The sequence below is a fragment of the Arthrobacter hankyongi genome, from assembly GCF_022012395.1.
GTDB classification, from domain to species: domain Bacteria; phylum Actinomycetota; class Actinomycetes; order Actinomycetales; family Micrococcaceae; genus Crystallibacter; species Crystallibacter hankyongi.
In genome coordinates this window covers 101,528-122,075 of the sequence record NZ_JAKLTQ010000011.1, presented here as the reverse complement: position 1 = coordinate 122,075, position 20,548 = coordinate 101,528, and the positions used below count along the sequence as shown (strand labels likewise).

17 protein-coding genes are annotated in these 20,548 nt (G+C 68.0%); 9 read left to right on the top strand and 8 right to left on the bottom strand.

The features are described 5' to 3' along the window. Positions 1 to 102: 102 nt before the first annotated feature. The 4 genes from LVY72_RS14915 to LVY72_RS14900 all read right to left on the bottom strand — a co-directional run bounded on the left by LVY72_RS14915 (position 103) and on the right by LVY72_RS14900 (position 4,614). Entirely contained in the window at positions 103 to 879 is a 777-nt protein-coding gene (locus LVY72_RS14915; RefSeq protein WP_237822243.1) for an ion transporter, read from the bottom strand. A 135-nt stretch (positions 880 to 1,014) separates the two neighbouring features. Next, a complete protein-coding gene (locus LVY72_RS14910) occupies positions 1,015 to 2,274 on the bottom strand; it encodes an MFS transporter (protein ID WP_237822241.1) in 1,260 nt (419 codons plus the stop codon). Positions 2,275 to 2,277: 3 nt separating this feature from the next. Continuing rightward, positions 2,278 to 3,204: an MBL fold metallo-hydrolase gene (locus LVY72_RS14905; RefSeq protein ID WP_237822239.1), complete on the bottom strand. Its 927-nt coding sequence runs from the start codon at positions 3,202 to 3,204 to the stop codon at positions 2,278 to 2,280. A 30-nt stretch (positions 3,205 to 3,234) separates the two neighbouring features. Next, the gene (locus LVY72_RS14900; RefSeq protein WP_237822237.1) at positions 3,235 to 4,614 is read right to left on the bottom strand and encodes an aldehyde dehydrogenase family protein; all 1,380 of its coding nucleotides are present in this window, start codon (positions 4,612 to 4,614) and stop codon (positions 3,235 to 3,237) included. 161 nt (positions 4,615 to 4,775) lie between these two features. Between LVY72_RS14900 and LVY72_RS14895 the strand changes: the two genes are divergently transcribed. The 7 genes from LVY72_RS14895 to LVY72_RS14865 all read left to right on the top strand — a co-directional run bounded on the left by LVY72_RS14895 (position 4,776) and on the right by LVY72_RS14865 (position 13,066). Next, entirely contained in the window at positions 4,776 to 5,576 is an 801-nt protein-coding gene (locus tag LVY72_RS14895; protein WP_237822235.1) for an SDR family oxidoreductase, read from the top strand. Between the two features lie 126 nt (positions 5,577 to 5,702). Then, complete coding sequence (locus tag LVY72_RS14890; RefSeq protein WP_237822233.1) at positions 5,703 to 6,521, top strand: IclR family transcriptional regulator; 819 nt, start codon at positions 5,703 to 5,705, stop codon at positions 6,519 to 6,521. Positions 6,522 to 6,676: 155 nt separating this feature from the next. Next, complete coding sequence (locus LVY72_RS14885; RefSeq protein ID WP_237822231.1) at positions 6,677 to 8,044, top strand: MFS transporter; 1,368 nt, start codon at positions 6,677 to 6,679, stop codon at positions 8,042 to 8,044. A 95-nt stretch (positions 8,045 to 8,139) separates the two neighbouring features. After that, a complete protein-coding gene (locus LVY72_RS14880) occupies positions 8,140 to 9,126 on the top strand; it encodes a PDR/VanB family oxidoreductase (protein WP_237822229.1) in 987 nt (328 codons plus the stop codon). Positions 9,127 to 9,164: 38 nt separating this feature from the next. Continuing rightward, positions 9,165 to 10,355, top strand: a complete 1,191-nt coding sequence (locus tag LVY72_RS14875) for a cytochrome P450 (protein ID WP_237822226.1) — start codon at positions 9,165 to 9,167, stop codon at positions 10,353 to 10,355. A 368-nt stretch (positions 10,356 to 10,723) separates the two neighbouring features. After that, complete coding sequence (locus LVY72_RS14870) at positions 10,724 to 11,188, top strand: DUF8821 family protein (RefSeq protein ID WP_237822224.1); 465 nt, start codon at positions 10,724 to 10,726, stop codon at positions 11,186 to 11,188. 675 nt (positions 11,189 to 11,863) lie between these two features. Next, positions 11,864 to 13,066 (top strand): globin domain-containing protein, encoded by a 1,203-nt coding sequence (locus tag LVY72_RS14865; RefSeq protein WP_237822222.1) that lies wholly within the window; start codon positions 11,864 to 11,866, stop codon positions 13,064 to 13,066. Between the two features lie 114 nt (positions 13,067 to 13,180). On the opposite strand, the gene LVY72_RS14860 is transcribed toward LVY72_RS14865, so the two are convergent. Next, a complete protein-coding gene (locus LVY72_RS14860; protein ID WP_237822219.1) occupies positions 13,181 to 13,513 on the bottom strand; it encodes a DUF488 domain-containing protein in 333 nt (110 codons plus the stop codon). 76 nt (positions 13,514 to 13,589) lie between these two features. After that, positions 13,590 to 14,183, bottom strand: a complete 594-nt coding sequence (locus LVY72_RS14855; protein WP_237822217.1) for a helix-turn-helix domain-containing protein — start codon at positions 14,181 to 14,183, stop codon at positions 13,590 to 13,592. A gap of 109 nt (positions 14,184 to 14,292) precedes the next feature. Between LVY72_RS14855 and LVY72_RS14850 the strand changes: the two genes are divergently transcribed. Both LVY72_RS14850 and LVY72_RS14845 read left to right on the top strand, forming a co-directional pair. Continuing rightward, positions 14,293 to 15,261 (top strand): NAD(P)/FAD-dependent oxidoreductase, encoded by a 969-nt coding sequence (locus tag LVY72_RS14850; RefSeq protein WP_237822216.1) that lies wholly within the window; start codon positions 14,293 to 14,295, stop codon positions 15,259 to 15,261. Then, on the top strand, positions 15,261 to 15,905 hold the full coding sequence (locus LVY72_RS14845) for a class I SAM-dependent methyltransferase (protein WP_237822214.1): 645 nt from the start codon (positions 15,261 to 15,263) through the stop codon (positions 15,903 to 15,905). Before LVY72_RS14850 ends, LVY72_RS14845 begins: the two co-directional genes overlap by 1 nt. A gap of 202 nt (positions 15,906 to 16,107) precedes the next feature. Here the strand turns inward: LVY72_RS14845 and katG are convergent, their stop codons facing one another. After that, the gene (gene katG / locus LVY72_RS14840; RefSeq protein WP_237822212.1) at positions 16,108 to 18,402 is read right to left on the bottom strand and encodes a catalase/peroxidase HPI; all 2,295 of its coding nucleotides are present in this window, start codon (positions 18,400 to 18,402) and stop codon (positions 16,108 to 16,110) included. Positions 18,403 to 18,689: 287 nt separating this feature from the next. Then, positions 18,690 to 20,210: a N,N-dimethylformamidase beta subunit family domain-containing protein gene (locus tag LVY72_RS14835; RefSeq protein WP_237822211.1), complete on the bottom strand. Its 1,521-nt coding sequence runs from the start codon at positions 20,208 to 20,210 to the stop codon at positions 18,690 to 18,692. Between the last annotated feature and the right edge of the window lie 338 nt (positions 20,211 to 20,548).

Genomic DNA, 20,548 nt, shown 5'->3' with positions numbered 1-20,548 from the left:
ACACCGACATGGTTCGCGGGCCCCTCGGACCGGTCCGGATCGTAGGTACGCGGTGGCAAATACAACCGTGCAGAAACATCCAAGCAGGGACTCTGTTGACGGTCACCTGTCCGGCTCGGCAAGCAGCTTCCTGATCTCGGCGAGCTTGGCTTCGGACTCTTCCAGACGCAACTGGAGCCCTTCGACCGTCTCGGCACCCGTGTCGGCCGCGTCGACCGGCGGTGCGGGATTCTTCTTCGGGGACAGGAAGAAGTTGGCCAGGTAACCGGTGAAGGTGCCGAAGATGCCGACACCAATCACGATGACGCCTGACCCAATGAGACGGCCCGCATTGGTGACCGGATATTGGTCACCGTAGCCAACTGTCGAGATCGTGACGATCGTGTACCAGAGGGCGTCCGAGGCGGTCTTGATGTTGGCCCCCGGGGCGCCCTGCTCGACGCGGAGCATCGAGAGGCTTCCGAATTCCAGTACGAAAATGCCCATGAGCAGCAGGATGTACAGGGAACTGCCGGCCCGGTCTTTGCTCAGCGTGCGGCCGACCGTGCGGATGCCGACCTCGCGGAGCAGGCGGAACACCCGGACCAGCCGGAACACGCGCAGGATCTTGAACTGCGCGAAAGGCAGGCTGGCCAGCAGGTCGGCCCAGCCGAAGTGCTTGAAGAAATAGGCGCCCGCCGCTGGCGCGGTGGCGATCCGGTAAAGGAAGTCGACGAGGAAGATCCCGCTGAAAAGGGCGTTCATCACCGTCAGCACGGTCTCGATCGAGTTCTCCTGCGCGACATACAAGAGCACAAGATTGAGGATCGACAGGATCGAAAGGATACCGATGAAGATCTCATATCCAACGCTCTTCAGTTCTCTGCGTTCCTTGGCCATGTGAGGATTCTGACACCCGGACGGCTGCGGAGCCGATACCTTTCGGCCGAGGAGAAGGGATCCACGCCAACGGTCCGCCGACTTGGTACCGGATCCGGGACGCCGACAGGCCGCTCCCCCACAGGCGGCAGCCCCCTACATGCGTTCCAGTTCCCGCCCATGTTCGTCCCGGTACTGCGGTTGGCTGAGCGCTGGCAGCAGGGCAATGCCCAGGATGCTGAGCCCGCAGGTCATCCACCAGGTGGCGTGCCAGCCTCCGGTGGCGGCCGCGAGCGCGGCCACGACCATCGGGCCGGCGAAGTTGCCGACGTTGAAGACCTGCTGGGTCAGCCCCAGCACAGCCGGGACCGAGCCGCCCGGCGGGGCAATGGTGACCGAGTACCGGGTCAGGGCGGCAGGGATCAGGCCGCCGGCAGCGGAGAAGGCCACGATCAGCAGCAACTGGACGGCGAAACCTCCCGCGAGGTTCTCCCAGCGGACGGCAAAGGTCGCCCAGGACGTTGCCGCCATGGCCAGGAAGGTCCAGAAAACGATCTTGCGCTCGGTGGTTCCCCACTGCAGCAGCGGGCCGGCAGCTGCAGCGCCGATGGCGTTGGCGCCGCCGACTGCCGCGCTCAGCAGTCCGGGCCAGACACCGGTCAGTCCGCTGGACTGGTAGATCGAGGGCAGGAAGCCCAGCAGCGCCATCCACTGGGCGGTATAGCAGGCGAAGACAATCCCGGTGAGCCAAGGCCGGACTGTGGCGACGGTGCGCCGGACCTTGCACACCGAATCGCGCCACTGCGCTGCCCGGGCAGCACCGTCTGCGGGTACCCGGGCCAGAATGAACGGGACCGGCGCCAGCGTGAGCACCGCCATTGCCAGCCACCAGGGGCGCCAGCCCGCTGCCTGGAGAAAGAAGGCCCCGGCCGCGAGCCCGATCAGCGAAGCCACACCGTGGAAGGTGGCCCAGCCGGTCAGCGCCATATTGAGCTGCCGTGGCGGGGCGACTTGGCGGATCAGGGCCGGTGCCACGACCACTGCCAGCAGGAACCCGACGCCTTCCAGCGCCCGGGAGGCCAGCAGCAGCACGACGTCCGGAGCGAGAGCCCCCGTCACCGAGCCTGCGCTGAGCAGCACCAGACCGAGCAGCAGCATGCGCCGCAGCCCGAAAGCCTCTCCGGCCAAGGCGACCGGAAGCCCGCCAGCGATGCTGGCGGCCTGGATCACGCCCACGAGCAGGCCCGCCTGCACCAGGGTCAGTGACAGGTCATGCTGCACCACCGCCAGGGCTCCGGGCAGCTTCCAAATGTGCATCGCGGCTGCGATGCCTGCGGCCAGGACCGCCAGCCAAGCGCCGTGCGAGGCCGCGGTGTCCGCCGCGGGGCGTGCCTCTTTGAGGGCGGGCCGTCCCACAGCTTAGACTGCGGATGCCAAGGCGGCACCGACGGCGAAACGCTGCCCGCTGGCAGCCACGTCCACTGGACCGTCAAAATAGGCGCAGGCGCGGCTGCTCCACCACTCGGGTTCGGCGCGGCCGGCCAGGTGGGAGAGCACCAGGCGCCCGACGCCGGCGGCGGCGGCCACGCGGCCGGCGCCCTCCGGCGTGGTGTGGGAGATTTGCTGGTGGTTCAGGAACGCCGGGGCGAAGCCCTTGCCCGCGTAGAAGTCCAGGTTCACTGCCTCGTGGACCAGCACGTCGGCCCCGGAGGCCAGCACGGCCAGGGAGGCACACTCGGCGGTGTCGCCGGAGAACACCACCGAACCGGCATCGGTATCGAAGCGGAAGGCCAGGGCCGGGCGGACGGGCGGGTGTTCCACGAGAATGCCGGTGACCTTGACCCGGCTGTCCTCGTAGACGTCGAACGGGCGGGCAGCGTCCGCCGAGCCGTGGGCCGGGGTGGCCAGGTCTACGGTGCGCAGCAGGGAGGCCAAGTCCGGACGCGCCTCGTCGTGCACGCGGATGTCGATGTCGTAGGAGTACGCCTTCAAGGCGTGTGCCACGAGTTCGCTGGTACCGGCCAGGCTGTCGCCGGCTGGATGGGTCTCGTCCCGGCCCGGGCCCAGGATCGAGACCGGAGCGGTGAAACCATCCACCGGGCTGCCCCAGTTCCACAGCAGGAAGCCGGGCAGCTCCACCACGTGGTCCGAGTGCAGATGGGTGACGAAGCCGGCGGCCAGGTCCTTGCCGCGCAGCCCGGCCTGATGGGCAGCACGGGTGCAGCCGAGCCCGAAGTCGACCATATAGAAGGCACCGTCGACCACGAGGGCGCTGGAGATGCCGTTCTCCGGACCGCGGATGGCCGGGCCGGCGGCAGTGCCCAGGGTGATCAGTTCGACGCTCATGTGATGTCCTTCGGAAGAAAGCAGATGGTTCTAGGAATGCGCGCGGGCATTGATGACGCGGGTCTCGAGGTACTCGTCCAGGCCCCACCGTCCGCGCTCGCGGCCGATGCCGGAGGCCTTCCAGCCTCCGAACGGCGCATCGGGCTCGACCAGGGTGTGCTGGTTGATCCAGACGGTTCCGGCCTCCAGCCTGGAGGCTACGGCGTGGGCACGTGCGGCATCAGGGCTCCACACGGACGCCCCGAGCCCGAATTCGCCGGCGTTGGCCTGGGCCACAGTGGCGTCGAGGTCGTCATAGGCGACGATCGGCAGGGCCGCGCCGAACTGTTCCTGATCGACCAGGTCCATGCCTGGTTCGGCGTCGACGACGACGGTCGGCGACAGGAAATGGCCGGGCAGGTCGCAGCCGCGGGTGCCGCCGGTGATCACGCGGGCACCGGAGCCGACGGCGGAATCGACCAGGCCGCGGACCAGCTGCAGCTGGGAGGCGGTGTGCATGGGACCCATGGTGGTGCCGGCAGCGATCCCGTGGCCGACCACGTGCCGGGCGGCCTCGGCGGCGATGGCCTCGGCCAGCTCGTGGCGGCGGCTGCGCGGAACATACACACGCTTGACGGCCATGCAGACCTGGCCGGCATTGCGGAAGGCGCTGCCGACGATGCCGCGGGCAGTGATCTCGGCATCGGCATCCTCAAGCACGATCGCGGGGTCGTTGCCGCCAAGCTCCAAGGTGACGCGCTTGACCGTGGGAGCGGCCTGCTGGGCGATGGCGATGCCGACCTCCGTGGAGCCGGTAAACGAAATCTTCCGGATACCGGGCAGCGTGCTCAGCGCGACGTTCACGGTCCGGCGGGAGCTGGTGCGCACCTGCAGCACGCCTGCGGGCAGCGCCTCGTTGAGCAGCTGCACCAGGGCGATGGTAGACAGCGCCGTCGACGGCGATGGCTTGGCTACCACGGTGCACCCGGCGACCAAGGCGGGGGCCAGCTTGACGCAGAGCAGCGAGATGGGGAAGTTCCACGGGGTGACGGTGCCAACGACGCCGACCGGCCGGTAGTGCACCTCCAGGGTGCGGTCCGCGCGCGGAGCCAGCGGCTCGATCTCATCCCAGGCCAGGTCCGCGTAATACTCGAACAAGCCGGCGGCCACGGTGAACTCGCCGGCGGCGTCGGTCTTTGGCTTGCCCTGCTCGCGGGAAAGCAGGGTGGCCAGCCGGTCCAGGTCGCGCCGGATCAGTGCGGCGCAGGCGCGCAGTGCACCGCGGCGGGCCTCGCGGTCGGCGGCCCAGGCGGGAGCGGCGGTGCCGGCGGCGGCAACAGCTACCGCCACGTCCTGCTCGGTGTGCTCGGGGGCCTGGCCCACGATCTGGAGGGTTGCCGGATCCAGTACGTCGTAATGGGTCGCCGTCATGGGAAGGTCCTTTCGGCATGGGGAAGATCCCCTCCAGTGTTCATGGTTTGCGTCACATCGCGCACAGCGCTTTCCATCCAATGGAAAGACGCCCGACCGCGGCGCCTGCAGGTTGCCACCATGGAGTGAAGCACATCACGTCCTACCCCAAGGAGTTACCCATGGCCGCCGACCAGCTGCCCATCGTCATTACCGGAGTCGCCTCCGGTATCGGTGCCCGCACCGCCCAGGTCCTGGCCGGACGCGGTGCGCCGCTGATCGGTATCGACCGCAACGCACCCACGGCCTTCGACGGAGTGTTCATCCAGGCTGATCTCTCCACCAACGCGGGCGTGGAAGCGGCCGCGGCCGCCGTGGCCGCAGCCGCTCCACAAGGTGTTGCCGGCCTGGCCAACATTGCCGGTGTCCCCGGCACCGCCCCGTGGCGCACCGTACTGGCGGTGAACGTCTTCGGCGTGCGCGGGCTGGTCCGCGCCCTCGCACCGCTTATGGCCGAAGGGTCCGCCGTCGTCAATCTGGCCTCCAACGTCGGCGTGCAGTGGCGCACGGTCAGGGACCGGTGTGCAGAAGTCGCCCTCGCCGAAGACCAGGAGTCGGCCTTGGATGCGGTGGCCGGCGACGAGGAAATCACCGCAGAGTCCTATCTCTTCTCCAAGCAGTGCGTCCGTTTCCTCACCGAGCATCTGGCTGCCGAACTGCTGCCACGCCGCATCCGCGTCAACAGCGTCAGCCCGGGCCCGGTTGCCACCCCGATCCTCGAGGACTTCAAGCAGGACCACGGCCGCGACAAGGTCGAAGGTGCCGGCAAGCTCGTAGGCCGCTTCGGCGAGCCGGAGGATATCGCCCGCGTGGTCGACTTCCTGCTGCGCCCCGAATCCGCCTGGGTCAACGGCTCCGACATCCGTGTCGACGGCGGCCTGGCCGCCTACCGCGGCTCCGTATTCGCCCAGCAGAACGCGTAGCGGGCCCGCGATGCCGGGGCCGCCTTCCACCTCAAGGCGCCCCGGCATCGTTCGTTGAGCCGCGCATTAAACTGGACGGTGGCGGCGCCCGCATCTGCCGGGGCGCCGGCGGAAAGGACGGTGCGTATGGCCAACGCTGCCCCGCGCAGACGCGCAGACCGCGGGCCGGACAGGCCGGTTCCAGCCGCAGAAGACGGCGCTGCGTCCGCCGCGCCCGCAAGCGTGACGTCCCGGGCCCTGGCCCTGTTGGGCACCTTCGATGCCCAACATTCCGCCCAGACCCTCAGTGCGATGGCCCGCCGGGCCGGGCTGCCCGTGGCGACCGCCCACCGGCTGGCCGGGGAGCTCGTCGTCTGGGGCGGGCTGGAGAAGCAGCGCGGCCTGTACCGGATCGGCCAGCGGATCTGGCGCCTGGGCCTGCTGGCCCCGGCGCAGCAGAACATCGCCGAAGTCGCCGCGCCGTTCATGCAGGACGTGCTCTTCGTCACCCAGAACGTTGTCAACCTCTTCATCCTGGACGGGGACGAGGTCCTGCTCGTCGAGCGGATGTCCGGCACCGGCGCCGGGACGCCGTTCCGGCGCGTCGGGGCCCGGCTCTCGCTCCATGGCAGCGCGGCCGGCAAAATCATGCTCGCCTTCGGGCCCGGGGGCCTGTTTGCGGCCGCAGCCGCCCGGCTCGAACCGCACACGCCGCGCACCATCACCGATCCAAAGATCCTCACCGCCGAGGTGGAACAGGTGCGGACGCAGGGCTATGCGACCACCCTGGAGGAGGCGGGACCGGACAATTTCGGCATCGCCGTGCCGGTGCTCCTGCCGAACCACCAGCTGGCTGCTGCGCTGGGCGTGGTCACCCGGGGCCGCCCGGCCTCCCTCGGGGCAGTGGTTCCGGTGCTGAACATCGCGGCGCGCGGCATCGCCCGGCGGCTCGGGACCGCCGGCTGACGGACGGCACCGGCCGCGGCTCAGGTCCGCTCCGGCCAATCTTTCCGTTGGATGGAAAACAAGACCTTGGCTGTGGCGCAGGACACCTAGCATCGAACTCACGTATTTCACGTCACAGCCGGCGGTGACCGCCGTCGCTCCAGACAGGATTTCTTATGGCTATCCACTCAACCCGCCTTGCCCCGCAGGTCAATGTCGACCCCGCGGATCCGGCACACTGGGAGGCCCGCCGCCGCGCCCGGCGCGGCTGGATCATCACTGTCTTCCTGCTGATCCTCATGATGATCAGCTGGGCGGACAAGGCCATCCTCGGCATCGTCGCCGTGCCCCTGATGAAAGCCCTGGGCATCACCCCGGAGCAGTTCGGCCTGCTCGGCAGTGCCGTCTTCGTGCTTTTCGGCGTCGCCCAACTCGTCGCCGCACCGATCGCCAACCGGATCAGTTCCAAATGGATCCTGCTGGTTTTGTGCCTGGTCTGGTCCGTGGCGCAGGTGCCGATCTTCGTCTTCGCTTCCCTGCCGGCCCTCTGGGCCAGCCGCCTGCTGCTGGGTGCCGGCGAGGGCCCGCTGGCGCCGATCACCATGCACGCCGTGTACAAGTGGTTCCCCAGCAGCAAGAGCGCCACGCCGGCCGCCCTGGCATCCGCCGGCGTGACCCTGGGCATCGTGGTCTTCGCCCCGGTGCTGGCCTGGATCGCCGCCGAATTCGGCTGGAAGTCCACGTTCGTCTTCCTGGCCTTCATCGGCGTCGTCTGGGCCGCGGCCTGGTACTTCATCGGCAAGGAGGGCCCCTACACTTCGCTGCGGGCCGAACGCGAGATCGAGGGCATCGCCGCCGGCGAAGAAGCCGGCGAGCAGGCCTTGGCCGCGGCGGACCGGAAGATCTCGTACTGGCGTTCCTTCGCCACGCCGAGCTGGCTGCTGTCCGTGCTCACCGCGTTCCTGGCCTACTGGACGTTCACGGTCGCGATGACCTGGCTGCCGGCCTACTTCGAGAAGGTGATGGGCATGAGCACCCAGCAGGGCGGCTCGCTGATCGCGCTGCCCGCGATCTGGGGCACCGTGGCCACCGTCGGGTTGAGCTGGCTGACCCAGATGCTTGGCGCCCGCGGCATCCGCACCCGCTATTCCCGTGGCCTGGTGCTCGGCTCCACCGCGCTGTTCTCCGGACTGATGGTGCTGGCCGGTACCACGGCCGACCAGCCGTGGCTGGCCATCGTGTGCTTTATGTTCGGCTTCGGCACCGCCCCTTCGATCTTCGCGCTGACCTACCTGGTCGTAGCCGAAACAACCACCATCGGCCAGCGCGGGGCCATGCTGCAGTACGGCAACGCCATCCTGACCAGCGGCGGCCTGCTGGCCCCGGCCATCGTGGGCATCCTGATCGGGGCGGCATCCACCCCTGCCGCCGGCTACGAGCACGCCTTCGTGCTCACCGGCGCGATGATGGTCGGTGCTGGCATCCTGTCCATGCTATTCATCAACCAGCAGCGCGACCGCAAGCGGCTGGGCTTGGAAGTCTAGCCCCGGGGGTGGGCGCCCCGACGCACACCCCCGCCCGATCGAGTTTTCCGCCGGCACCGTGCTGCCGGCACACCACAGCAAGGAAGTGAGTACCGATGACCGCAACGGCAGCAGCGACGACCGAAACGGCAATGGCGACCATCGACGTCGTCATCGACCAGGTGGAGACCGTCGCCGACCAGGTGGTGTCTCTGGTCCTGAGGCGGCTGGACGGTGAGCCGTTCCAGCCGTGGCAGCCGGGGGCGCACGTCGACGTCCACCTCGGCGGGGACCTGGTGCGCCAGTATTCCCTGTGCTCGTCCCCGGAGGAGCTGGACCATCTGCGGATCGGCGTGCTCCGGGTGCCCGATTCCCGCGGCGGATCGCAGGCGGTCCATGAACTGCTGCCCGGCAGCCCGCTGACCATTTCGGCACCGCGCAACAACTTCCCGATGCTGGACTCCCGCCGCTACCTGTTCGTCGCCGGCGGTATCGGCATCACACCGCTGATCCCCATGCTCGAAGCCGCCCAGCGGGCCGGAAAGGACTGGCGGCTGGTCTACGGCGGGCGCAGCCGGGCAACCATGGCCTTCGCGGACCGGCTGCTCGAGCGCTACGGACCGGAGCGGATCCAGATCATCGCCGAGGACGAAACCGGGCGCATGGACCTCGATGCCATCCTCGGACTGCCCCGCGCCCACATGCTCGTCTATGCCTGCGGACCCTCGGGCCTGCTCGGCGCCATCGAGGAGCGCTGCATGGGCTGGCCTCCGGGGGCCCTGCACACCGAGCGCTTCGTTGCCTCATCCCTCGGGGCCGGCGCGGCCAGCGAAGCATTCGAGGTCGAACTGGCCCGCACCGGCACCACGGTGACCGTGCCGACCGACAAGAGCATCCTCGAAGCCGTCGAGGAGGTCGGCATCCGGGTACTGTCCTCCTGCCGCGGCGGCCTGTGCGGAACCTGCGAGACGCAGATCATCTCCGGGGAGCCGGAACACCGCGACTCCGTCCTGACCGAGGAGGACCGCGAGGCCGGCGAGGTCATGCTCGTCTGCGTGTCCCGCGCCGCCGCCGGATGTCCGCGGCTTGTCCTCGATCTCTAGCCCATAGCCCGCACGTTCCAGGAGCAGTCTTGACCGCCATGATGCACGAACCAACCGTACTGGCCGACGATCCCTTCGATACGGCCAATATCCTCGACCCCTATCCCTTCCTTGCCCGGCTCCGCGATGCCGGCCCGGTATCCTGGCTCGAAACGACCGGCAGCTACGCCGTCGCCGGGTACCAGGAGGTCTACGAGGTCCTGACCGACTTCGAAACCTACATCTCCTCCGGCGGCCTCGGCCCGCGCGACATCCGCAAGGACTCCGGTTGGCGTCCGCCCAGCATCCTGGAATCGGACCCGCCGATCCACACCGTGATGCGCCGGGCCCTGACCGGGGTGATCAACCCCGGCACGGTCCGGGCCCTGCGCGAGCCCTTCACCCCGCCGGCCGTCGAGCTGACCGAGGAGCTGGCCCGCCGTGACCGCTTCGACGCCGTGACCGACCTGGCGGAGAAGTATCCGCTGCGGGTCTTTCCGGACGCCGTCGGCATCCCCGACGAGGGCCGAGAACACCTGCTGCCCTACGGCAACATGGTCTTCAATGCCTTCGGGCCGGAAAACTACATTTTCCAGCAGGCCTTCGCGCACGGCGACGAACACGCCGCTGCCGTGATGCGCAACTGCGAACGGGAGAACCTCAACGACACCGGCTTCGGCGCGCGCATCTGGGACCGGGTCCGGGACGGGCTGATCACCGAACAGCAGGCCACGCTGCTGGTGCGCGCACTGCTCTCGGCCGGCGTCGACACCACCGTCTTCGGCATCGGCAACACCCTCTCGGTGCTGGCGCGCTATCCCGAGGCCTGGGCACGGCTGCGGCAGAACCCCAAGCTGGCCAGGTTCGCCGTGGACGAGGCGCTGCGCGTGGAATCGCCATTCCAGAAGTTCCACCGCACCGTGGCGGTGGACACCGAACTCGGCGGGGTGAAGCTCCCGGCCGGTGCCAAGGTGCTGGTCTTCATCGGCGCCGCCAACCGTGACCCGCGCAAGTGGGGGGACAACGCCGACGAGTTCGACCTCGACCGCAGCGCCTCCGGCCACGTGGCCTTCGGCATGGGACTGCACCAGTGCGTCGGCCAGCCGATCGCGCGCCTGGAAATGGAGATCGTCCTGCAGCAGTTGCTCGAACGCGTGGCCACCATCGAACCCGAGGGGGCGCCGGTGCCGATCCTGCACAACGTGCTCCGCGGATTCGAATCACTGCCGGTCCGCATCACCGCCGCCTAACATACGATCCCGGGGTGCCCGCTGCGACGGCGCACCCCGGGGGCAGACCCCTGCTCCTACGTCGTGGCTGCAGAACGCCGGGCGGTTGCTGTCCTGCAGATGCTCCAGCGATGGCCGACACAACCGATATCCGTGCTTCACCCTGGCCAATGAGTGCACCCTTCCGGGCTGGATCCGCACGTCCTTGGCCCTGCTCGCCGGTGCCTGATGACGACACCGGGGGCATGTCGGGTCCGCACCCGGGTAATGGCCGGGGACCTGACGGCAGAGGCGGATGCACCGGTCCGGATCGAGCAGGAACGGAGAAGCCCTGCCGCGGTGCCGGACGCTAGGGTGGGGAGAGCAATGAACCATGACCAGGAGGGCGCATGCCATACACCGTAGACTTCCAGAACGTGTCCACCGTGGGCGTGGAATCGTCCCCAGTGGCGGAGGCGCTGGCAGGACTGCGTGCCAACGAGGCACGCTATTACAAGAACAAGTACGATCACGTATTCACCGTCCAAACGGCAGGCGAGGAGCCGGAAACGCTCGACTGGGTGAACCGCATCCTCGCCCAGGAGCGCAACATCGTGATCTCCGCCGCTCCGCTGGAGGTTACGTCCTTCGAAGTCGACGGCATCCGGATGGCATATGTGTTCTACGAGTCCGGGCTGTCGGTCAACGTGATGTACGGGATCGGGGACGGCACGAAGCGCGCCGTGGGGTTCAAGCTTGCCGAGGGCATGGAGGTTCCCGAGGAGCTCGAATCAAAGTTCAAGTTCGCGCGCCAAAAGTCGAAGCTGGCCGGGGTGATCCGCGGCTCCTACTTTGTGATCAAGGGCGAGTACTGAACCCGGGCTTCCCGCCCCTGTTACCCGGCCCCACCGCGGCATCTCCGGGCCGATCCGCCGGATGGTTGCGTAATGGAACACCGTCCAGCCATCGAATTCCGTGACGCGATCCCAGGTTTTGGCCGCGGCAGGGTCCGGCGTGGCAGCTTTCGCCCCAAGCCTTGAGGCCTGGAATCGCTGACCATGCTCCGCCGGTTGTCTATGGAGCCCAGGCGAACGTCGAACTGCAGCTTGGCAAGTCAATGAGATCCTGCAGCATGGCCGGCAGCACGAGCCTGGAACCATCACCAGGGGGGGCCGGTCAGGATCATTGAGAATTCCCAATGCAGGAAGACCTTCGTCATGCGCGGGCGCTCTTCGGGTCGAGAACCGGCCTCGGCAGCGGCGCCAGCGGTGGACAGGGGGATCGTATCCACCATGCTGGAGGACATGGCCAGCGCCACGCACTGCGCTGCTCCCGCGGAGCCTTCGGCCGGGAACCGGATGGCATGGTCATCACGGATCTGTACAACAGCAGACGGACCCGGTTTTCAGCACCGCCGGTATCCGGGCGGAGGGGCGCTGATCTGCCCTGATCCTTCCACGCGGTATAGTGAGCCCGATGTTTGCAACTTCCAGATCGGGATTCAGTGCCGGGTTCGGCCACGGCCCCGGATCGCTAGCCGAGGATTCCTAATGCTCTCCGAAAAGTCCCTGCGGATCATTGAACTAACCCTGCCCCTCGTTGGTTCACGGATCGAGGAAATCACACCCAAGTTCTACGCCCGCCTTTTTGCAGCGCATCCCGAACTGCTGGACGGAATGTTCAACCGCAGCAACCAGCGGCCCCGGGTCACTGGGCGGCACAGTGACGAGAAAACCCAACTGTCCGGCAGGCAGCAGCAGGCGCTGGCCGGCAGCATCGCCGTCTTCGCCGCGCATCTGGTGGACAGCCCCGACACCCTGCCGGAACAGATGCTCACCCACATCGCCAACAAACATGGTTCCCTGGGTGTAACGGAGGAACAGTACCAGGTCGTCTACGAGCACCTCTTTGCGGCAATCGCCGAGGATCTGGAAGGCGTACTCACTCCGGACATGGCAACGGCCTGGACCGAGGTCTACTGGCTCATGGCCCACGCCCTGATCAAGCTGGAAAAGGGCCTCTACAACGAGCAGGCCAATGACAAAATGTGGACCCCCTGGCGTGTCGTGGACAAACGCCCAGCAGGCTTGCACGCCGTCACGCTCACCCTCGAACCGGCCGATAACACGCCGGCCACACCCGCCCATGCCGGACAATATGTGGGGGTCAAGGTGCCGGTAGATGACGGCACCCGCCAAGTGCGCCAGTACTCGCTGTCGGCAGATGCGGGAACACGGCGGATAATCACCGTGAAGCTCATCGAGGGCGGGGAGGTCTCCCCGATCCTGTACCAGCGGGTCCAGACCGGCGACACGCTGGAACTGTCCAACCCCTTCGGCGAGATTACTCTGAAGGACGACGGCGGGCCGGTGGTGCTGGCCTCCGCAGGCATCGGCTGTGCCCACACCGCATCGATCCTCCGGTCCGTGGCAGCTCAGGAAACGGACCGGGACATCCTGGTGCTCCATGCGGACACCCGCCTTGAGAACTGGGCCCTCCGGAACCAGATGATTGACGACGTTGCGAGCCTGGACAGCGCCACGCTGCACCTGTGGCTGGAGCAGCCCGAAGGCGATGCCCGGCCGGGGTTCATGTCCCTGCGCGAGGTCGAGTTGCCGGATGACGCCACGCTCTATCTGTGCGGACCGGTGGCCTTCATGAAAAAGATCCGCCACGAAGCCATCGACTCCGGAATTCCCGCCGCCAGGATCCACTACGAGCTCTTTGGCCCCGACACCTGGCTGGCCGGTTAGGCCAGCCGCCGTGCCGGCCAGGCCCCTGGAGCGGGCGGAAGGACCGCCCCAGGGTGCCGCACCCGGACCACACGGGCAGGGCACGGAGGAACTGCCCACCGCGGGAATCGGCAATCAGCCGGGTACGGCGTCGTAAATCAACTGCTCCCCCGCCGCCCGTACACCCTCGGGCGGCTGATGCGCCGTCATCCGGCCCGGCGGCATCAGGTGCACCGGCTCCGCGCAGTCGAGCAGCAGCGCGTGGTCGGCGATCAGCCGCCGGTGGCAGCGCCACCACACCGTCTCACGGCACATGATGGCGCTGCGCCGTTCCGCCGCTTCCGCGAGCACGCAGGCCAATGCGGCGGCAAAGCCCGGGAGCGCATATAGGCGGCGGCGGCCCGCGGCCGCCGGCAGCAGGCGCCGGAAGTCATTCGTGCCGGCGGCACCGGCTGGGGGTGTCCCCATTGATCGCCGCGCGCCGGGCGCACACTCGCCTGCGTCGCGGCGCCCGGTCGAGCATGCCGGGCCGGTGACAAATCATCTAGTTGGATAGGTGGCGCTTCGGTGCGGCCCGGAGGTGCGCCCGTTCACCCTGTTTGCCAACGAGGCTTAGGAACTCCACGGGTCCTGAGCTGGTGGCTCCGAACCAGTGCGGTGTGCGGGTGTCGAATTCGGCGGCCTCGCCGGGCTTGAGGATGAGGTCGTACTGCCCGAGCACGAGCCGGAGCTTACCGTTGAGGACGAATGCCCAGTCGTAGCCTTCGTGGGTGCGCAGGTCAGGCTCGTCGTCGTCGCGTCCGGCGGGGAGGATGAACTTGTAGGCTTGGATTCCTCCGGGCCGGCGGCTCAGGGGCAGGATCGTGCGGCCGTCGTTGGTGGGGATCGGACGCAGGTTGATGCGCGGGTCCCCTGTCGGCGGTGCATCGACAAGCTCATCCAGAGTGACCCCGTACGCGCGGGCCAGGGGTAGCAGCTGTTCAAGCGTGGGGCGCCGGAGTCCGGCTTCGAGCCTCGAAAGCGTGCTGATCGAGATCCCGGTCTCATCGGCGAGGTCGTTCAGGGTAATGTCGCGCCCCTGACGCAGATGCTTAAGCCGTGGCCCCACTGCCTTGAGGGTACGGTCGGTTTCGTCCATGCTTCCATTTTGCCATTTGGCAAAAATGTTTGCGCTTTGAACCTACCGCTAGCCATCATCAAGAAGCAGGTTGCTGAACCGGAACCTGCAGATTCTTTGGAGGCCGGACATGACAGAGCAAGAGGACTTGATCAGAGACGTGGTGGTTGTGGGGGCCGGCGCCGCAGGCCTCAGCGCCGCGTTGACCTTGACGCGCGCCCGCCGTTCGGTGACCGTGGTCGATGCAGGTCAGCCGAGGAACGCGCCCGCCGACAGGGTGCACGGCTTGCTGGCCTTGGAGGGCGTGAGCCCCCTGGAGCTGCTGGCTCGCGGACGCGAGGAAGTCCTGGGGTACGGCGGTGAGATCATCGCGGGTGAAGTGGTCGACGTCCGCTGCAAGTCGTACGGGTTCGCGGTCGTGCTCCGCGATGGGGCGGCCCTCCAGACCCGACGTCTCCTGATCGCCACCGGATTGGTGGACGAACTGCCCGACATCCCCGGGGTACGGGAGCAGTGGGGCCGCGGAGTGTTGCACTGCCCTTGCTGCCACGGCTGGGAGGCCCGCGATCGCAGGATCGGCGTGCTGGCCACGGGGCCGATGGCGGTGCACAAGGCGCTCCTGTTCCGCCACTGGAGTGCCGACGTCGTGCTGTTCGCGGGGATCCATCAGCTCGGGCCACAGGAGCGCGAGCAGCTGGATGCGCTCAACATTCCAGTGGTCGCCGGCGCAATCTCGCGACTGGAGATCGACGGCGATCGCCTGAACGGCGTCCGGCTGGTCGATGGTCAGGTCATCGATGTCGATGCCGTAGTCGTGGCCACCCGGATGGTTGCCCGCATGGAGCCGTTCGCCGGAATCGGCATCGAGCCGAAAACCCAACCGGCCGGCTCCTTCATCGAAGCTGACGCCTTCGGGAAGACCGCCGTTCCAGGCGTTTGGGTCGCAGGCAACGCCACCGATCTGGCCGCGCAGGTCAGTGGTGCCGCCGCAGAGGGCGCCCGCGCGGCTCAGCACATCAACTCCGACCTTGTGATGGAAGACCTGGATCGGGCAGTAGCCACGCTGGCCGACGCCCAAACCGCGAAGGCAGACGCCTGATGACGCACTCGTTCGATAAGAAGTACTGGGACCAGATCTGGCAAGGCGGCCGTGCCGCGTCCATGAGCACCAGCCGGCCCAACCCGCACCTGCTTCAGGAGGTCAGCGACCTCACACCCGGAACGGCCATCGACGCCGGCTGCGGTGCCGGTGCCGAGGCGATCTGGCTCGCCGCACGCGGCTGGCAGGTCACCGCAGCGGACGTCGCAGCCGCGGCACTCGATCTCGCGGAGGAGCGCGCGGCCGCCAGTGGCGTTGCCGGGCAAGTGCAGTGGGTCCAGGCGGATCTTTCCGTCTGGGAGCCGGACACACAGTACGACCTGGTCACCACACACTACGCGCACCCCGAGATGCCTCAACTGGAGTTCTACGACCGCATTGCGGCCTGGGTCGCACCTGCGGGCACCCTGCTCATCGTTGGCCACCTCCACCACCATGGCTCCACCGGCGAGCCTGGGCATGGACTCGATGGCGGTGAGCCGCCCGCGTCAGCCTCGGTGACAGCTGCCGACATCACGGCGCGTCTGGACCCAACGGTCTGGGAGATCGCTACCGCGCAGGAGTCGCACCGGACCGTGTCCGGTCCAGGCGGCCACCCGACCTTGGTCCACGATGTGGTCGTCAGGGCCAAACGCCGCCACTGACTCGAGCCACCTGAATATCAGCGCCAACCCAAATAGCTTCTGGCACCTCGTCGTCATGCTCCATTGAAAGAAGCCCCGTGAGCACGGACCCACCCGCGGCAAGACGGACATGATCGGCCCCCGGCTGATCATGACCCCCTGGACACAATCAGCCGGCCGCTCCGGGGCCGGTCGCAACTGCAGCCGGCCCCGGACGACTCGGTCAGTGCAGGTCGAAGCGGTCGAGCTCCATGACTTTCACCCAGGCCGCCACGAAGTCGTTGACGAACTTCTCCCTGGCGTCGTCGCTCGCGTAGACCTCGGCCAGCGCCCGGAGCTGGGAATTGGAGCCGAAGACCAAGTCGACCGGCGTGGCGGTCCACTTCAGCTCGCCGGTGGTGACGTCGCTGATTTCGTAAACGTTTTCCTCCGTTTCCGAAACCTTCCACCGGGTGCCTGGGGAGAGCAGGTTGACGAAGAAGTCGTTTGTCAGGACCTGGGGCCTGTCGGTGAGGACGCCGTGGGCCGAACCGCCGACGTTCGCACCCAGGGCCCGCATGCCGCCGATGAGCGTTGTCATCTCCGGTGCAGAGAGGCCCAGCAGGTACGCCTTGTCGAGCAGGAGGGTCTCCGGCTCGAGTTTCTCGCCGGGGCGCACGTAGTTGCGGAACCCGTCCGCCCGCGGCTGCAGGTACTGGATAGACTCGACGTCGGTCTGGTCCTGGGAGGCGTCGGTGCGGCCGGGCCGGAACGGCACGGTGACGGTGAAGCCGCCGTCGCTGGCAGCCTTCTCCACCGCCGCGCAGCCGCCGAGGACGATCAGGTCTGCCAGCGAGACCTTCCTGCCCCCGGTCTGCGCGGAGTTGAATTGCTGCTGCACCGTTTCGATCGCCTGCAGCGCCGTGGCCAGCTGCTCGGGTTCGTTGACCTCCCACCCGCGCTGGGGTTCCAACCGGATCCGCGCGCCGTTGGCGCCGCCGCGCCTGTCGGTCTTGCGGAAGGTGGACGCCGCGGCCCATGCCGTACCGGCGAGCTGCGAGACGGACAGGCCCGAGTCCAGGAGCCGGGCCTTGAGCGAAGCGATGTCCTGCTCGTCGATCAGCTCATGGTCGACTGGCGGGACGGGGTCCTGCCAGAGCTGCGGCTCGGGGACCCACGGTCCGAGCAGGTGGGGACCGACGGGACCCATGTCGCGGTGCAGCAGCTTGTACCAGGCCTTGGCAAATGCGAGCGCGAACTCGTCCTGGTTCGCCAGGAAACGCCGCCCAATCTTCTCGTAGGCCGGGTCGAAGCGCAGCGAAAGATCGGTGGTGAGCATGGTCGGCCGGTGCTTCTTCTCCGGGTCATGCGCGTCCGGGATGATCTCCGGGGCGTCCTTGGCCACCCACTGGCTGGCTCCACCGGGGCTCTTGACCAGCTCCCACTCGTACTCGAACAGGATCTCCAGGAAGCGGTTGCTCCACTCGGTCGGCCGGTCCGTCCAAGTGACCTCAAGCCCGGAAGTGATCGTGTCCGGCCCCTTACCTGTCCCGTAGCTACTGAGCCAGCCCAGGCCCTGAGCCTCGAGGTCGGCGGCCTCCGGCTCGGGCCCGACGTGTGCGTCGGCGTCACCGGCGCCATGGGTCTTGCCGAACGTGTGCCCGCCGGCGATCAGCGCGAAGGTCTCCTCATCGTTCATCGCCATGCGCTTGAAGGTCTCGCGGATGAACGCCGCGGCCGCGAGCGGGTCCGGATTGCCCATCGGCCCCTCGGGATTGACGTAGATCAGCCCCATCTCGGTGGAGCCGACCTCCTCTGCCATCTGGCCCTCGCCGATGTAGCGTTCGTCGCCGAGCCAGGTGTCCTCCGGCCCCCAGAAGATCTCCTCGGGCTCCCAGACGTCTTCGCGGCCGAAGGCAAATCCGAAGGTCTTGAAGCCCATCGACTCGAGGGCCACGTTGCCGGCGAGGACGAGCAGGTCCGCCCAGGAGAGCTTTTGGCCGTACTTCTGCTTCACCGGCCACAGCAGCCGCCGGGCCTTGTCGAGGTTGGCGTTGTCCGGCCAGCTGTTAAGTGGTGCAAACCGCTGGCCGCCGTCCCCTGCACCGCCGCGGCCATCGTGGACGCGGTAGGTGCCGGCAGCGTGCCAGCTCATCCGGATCATCAGTCCGCCGTAATGGCCAAAGTCCGCAGGCCACCAGTCCTGGGAAGTGGTCAGGACCTGGACAATATCCTGCTTGAGCGCCTCGACGTCGAGCTTTTGAAATTCCTCGCGGTAGCTGAACGTGGGGCCGAGCGGGTTTCCCGCCGGGTTGTTGGCGTGGAGCACAGAGAGGTCGAGCTGGTTCGGCCACCAGTCCGCGACGGTCCGCGGCCGGTGCGCCTTCGGCTGCGGCGAGTCGATCGCCGGGTTCTCGCTCTCGCTGCCGTGCGAGGTAACGCTGTCAGGTGCGACAGGGCACCCACCTTCAACCTTGCGGTCCAGGCCCTGGGCGCTTCCCGGCGTGGGGATTGGGGGACGTTCCTGGGAATCGGTCATGCGCTGCTTCCTTCCAAATGGCCGAGGCCGCGGTCGGACTCGGGCAGCCGGTCTAACCCTCCTATTTGACCATGAGTGGACGGCCGGAGGAGAGCCCTCCGGCGCGATTGGACAAGACTCTCCCGCGGCGACGTCATCGACATACGGCCCTGCCACGGCACAGGCCGGCAGCTCCCCCGCCTGGAAAATTCTTCGTTTCCACCGGTTTCTGACCGCCGGCTACCGTCGGCTGCCGTACGGGAGTACCCTGCAGCGGCGGCGGCACGACGTTGTGCGGATCCCGCGGGTCAGGCCACGATGCGGGGACCGAGAGGCCCGGCGGCGACGGCGCGGATAATGTTCTGCGTGACACGCAGGCCCATGCGGCGGGACGGCTCCGGGGTGCGGGGATCGGCCTGGGCCGGCAGCCAGTTCATGGAGGCCAGGTTCAGGACACCGGCGCCGGATTTGGCGATGTACACGGTGGCATCGGACCAGCCGTGCCGGTCGCGGTCGCCGGAGGCCGGTGAGTGGGCGAAGATGCGCAGGTCTCGGGGTACCGGGTAGCCGGGCAGGACACGGTCCACTTCCCCGCCCACCAGGCCGGGGAAGCCCTGGCGGCGGGACGCCCCGGTGCCGGCAAACGCGAAGAAGCCCGGTTCGGCGGCGGTGAACTCCCCGACGGCGTGCAGGTCCGCATAGAGGGCACCGGTGAGCCGGCTTTCCGGATCCGGGCTCGGGCTGTCCCGCCAGCGGACGGTCACCAGGTCCGGGCGGCTGTGCAGCAGCGGGTCGAGCCACGCCCTCTTGTAGCAGGCGATGACCCGGCCCGGGCCCAGGGCCGAAGACACCGAGCGGGTCTTCCAGTAGCAGCTGTTGGCACCGAAGAACACCACATTGGTCCCGCTGTCCCGGGCGGCCTCGATGCCGCGGCGCATCGGCACGGACCAGTACTCCGAATGCCCGGAGAACAGCACGGCCCGGCTGCCGGCCAGCAGCCCGGAATGTGCCGCGAGGCGCGACTCGGTGGTGTAGCCCAGCGACAGCCCGTCATCGTCCAGCGCCTCGGCAGCCCGCACCAGCGGGGTGTCGTGCTTGTCGGGTTCGTCGAAGTCCAGGTACGGCCGGTCGAAGCAGACCTTGTAGGCGCGGTCCGCGAACCTGTGGTCCGGGCCCCCATAAAGGGAGTAGCCGCCCCAGTGGTTGTAGGCCTGCATGGTGGTGTCGTTGAAGGCGATCACGGTGCGGCCGTGCAGGGCCGGTGATTCCACCACGAGCGGGATCAGGTGGTCACGGGCCCCCGGCGAGGTCAGCACCAGATGGTAGAAACCCTCCGGCCAGGCCGCCGTGTCGATCTCGGCCGTGGCTTCCCAGGGGCAGGACACCATCCGTGTCTGTTGGTCCACCGTCAGCGGCTGCTGCTGCCGGATCCGGACCGGGCCGGCTTCCCAGACCAGCCGCCGGCCGGTGCCGCCGTAGTAACCCAGCCGGAACGCCTGGATGCCTGCCGCGCCCAGGATGGAGCTGGCGTACAGCCGCAGGACGCGGTGCCCGGGAGTGGAGGCGGTGCGGTCCAGGAACCCCTCGAGCCGTCCGTCGCTGATCCAGCGCTCGGGGCCCCGCCCGCCAGAGGTGCCCGGAAGCCGGTTCTCCGCCTGATAGCTGAATGCCCCTGCGGGAGCCCGGTGCGCAGAACCGGCGGCCGGCACCGCCCGTGCCGCCGCCGCCAGCCGGCCGCGCGGAACCCCGCCGCAGCCGGCCAGGGCAATGGCCGCCAGCGCGCCGGCGAGCACTTCCCGCCGGCCCGGCCCGTCCACCGGCCCGTTCACTGCCGGCCTGCTTCCGGCCCACCGCCGGCCCGGTACGCACCCGGCACGCTCGACGATGCCCGGCCTGCGCTGCCCCCGCCACCAAATGAAGAATGCGTTGATCCCATCGGACTTCCATCCACGCGTCAGGCCGAAACTAGCGCCCATTACCTAAAGAAGGCTGAAGAACGGGGATGAAGACCCTGACAGTATGAGGCAAAGAACCTGACAGGACCGGGGCGTGCTGTTCCACCAGGAAATCCCGGGCCGGTGTGCGCAAGGTGACCGTAGCGGCTCAACCGTTCAACGGCCGCGCCCGCCTCTCCGGGACCACGCCGCCGCACACCCGGCCGGTGCAG

Coding starts and splice junctions, on each gene's coding strand:
- LVY72_RS14915 (WP_237822243.1), bottom strand. CDS start 879: ATGGCCAAGGAACGCAGAGAACTGAAGAGCGTTGGATATGAGATCTTC.
- LVY72_RS14905 (WP_237822239.1), bottom strand. CDS start 3,204: ATGAGCGTCGAACTGATCACCCTGGGCACTGCCGCCGGCCCGGCCATC.
- LVY72_RS14900 (WP_237822237.1), bottom strand. CDS start 4,614: ATGACGGCGACCCATTACGACGTACTGGATCCGGCAACCCTCCAGATC.
- LVY72_RS14895 (WP_237822235.1), top strand. CDS start 4,776: ATGGCCGCCGACCAGCTGCCCATCGTCATTACCGGAGTCGCCTCCGGT.
- LVY72_RS14890 (WP_237822233.1), top strand. CDS start 5,703: ATGGCCAACGCTGCCCCGCGCAGACGCGCAGACCGCGGGCCGGACAGG.
- LVY72_RS14885 (WP_237822231.1), top strand. CDS start 6,677: ATGGCTATCCACTCAACCCGCCTTGCCCCGCAGGTCAATGTCGACCCC.
- LVY72_RS14880 (WP_237822229.1), top strand. CDS start 8,140: ATGACCGCAACGGCAGCAGCGACGACCGAAACGGCAATGGCGACCATC.
- LVY72_RS14875 (WP_237822226.1), top strand. CDS start 9,165: ATGATGCACGAACCAACCGTACTGGCCGACGATCCCTTCGATACGGCC.
- LVY72_RS14870 (WP_237822224.1), top strand. CDS start 10,724: ATGCCATACACCGTAGACTTCCAGAACGTGTCCACCGTGGGCGTGGAA.
- LVY72_RS14865 (WP_237822222.1), top strand. CDS start 11,864: ATGCTCTCCGAAAAGTCCCTGCGGATCATTGAACTAACCCTGCCCCTC.
- LVY72_RS14860 (WP_237822219.1), bottom strand. CDS start 13,513: ATGGGGACACCCCCAGCCGGTGCCGCCGGCACGAATGACTTCCGGCGC.
- LVY72_RS14855 (WP_237822217.1), bottom strand. CDS start 14,183: ATGGACGAAACCGACCGTACCCTCAAGGCAGTGGGGCCACGGCTTAAG.
- LVY72_RS14850 (WP_237822216.1), top strand. CDS start 14,293: ATGACAGAGCAAGAGGACTTGATCAGAGACGTGGTGGTTGTGGGGGCC.
- LVY72_RS14845 (WP_237822214.1), top strand. CDS start 15,261: ATGACGCACTCGTTCGATAAGAAGTACTGGGACCAGATCTGGCAAGGC.
- katG (WP_237822212.1), bottom strand. CDS start 18,402: ATGACCGATTCCCAGGAACGTCCCCCAATCCCCACGCCGGGAAGCGCC.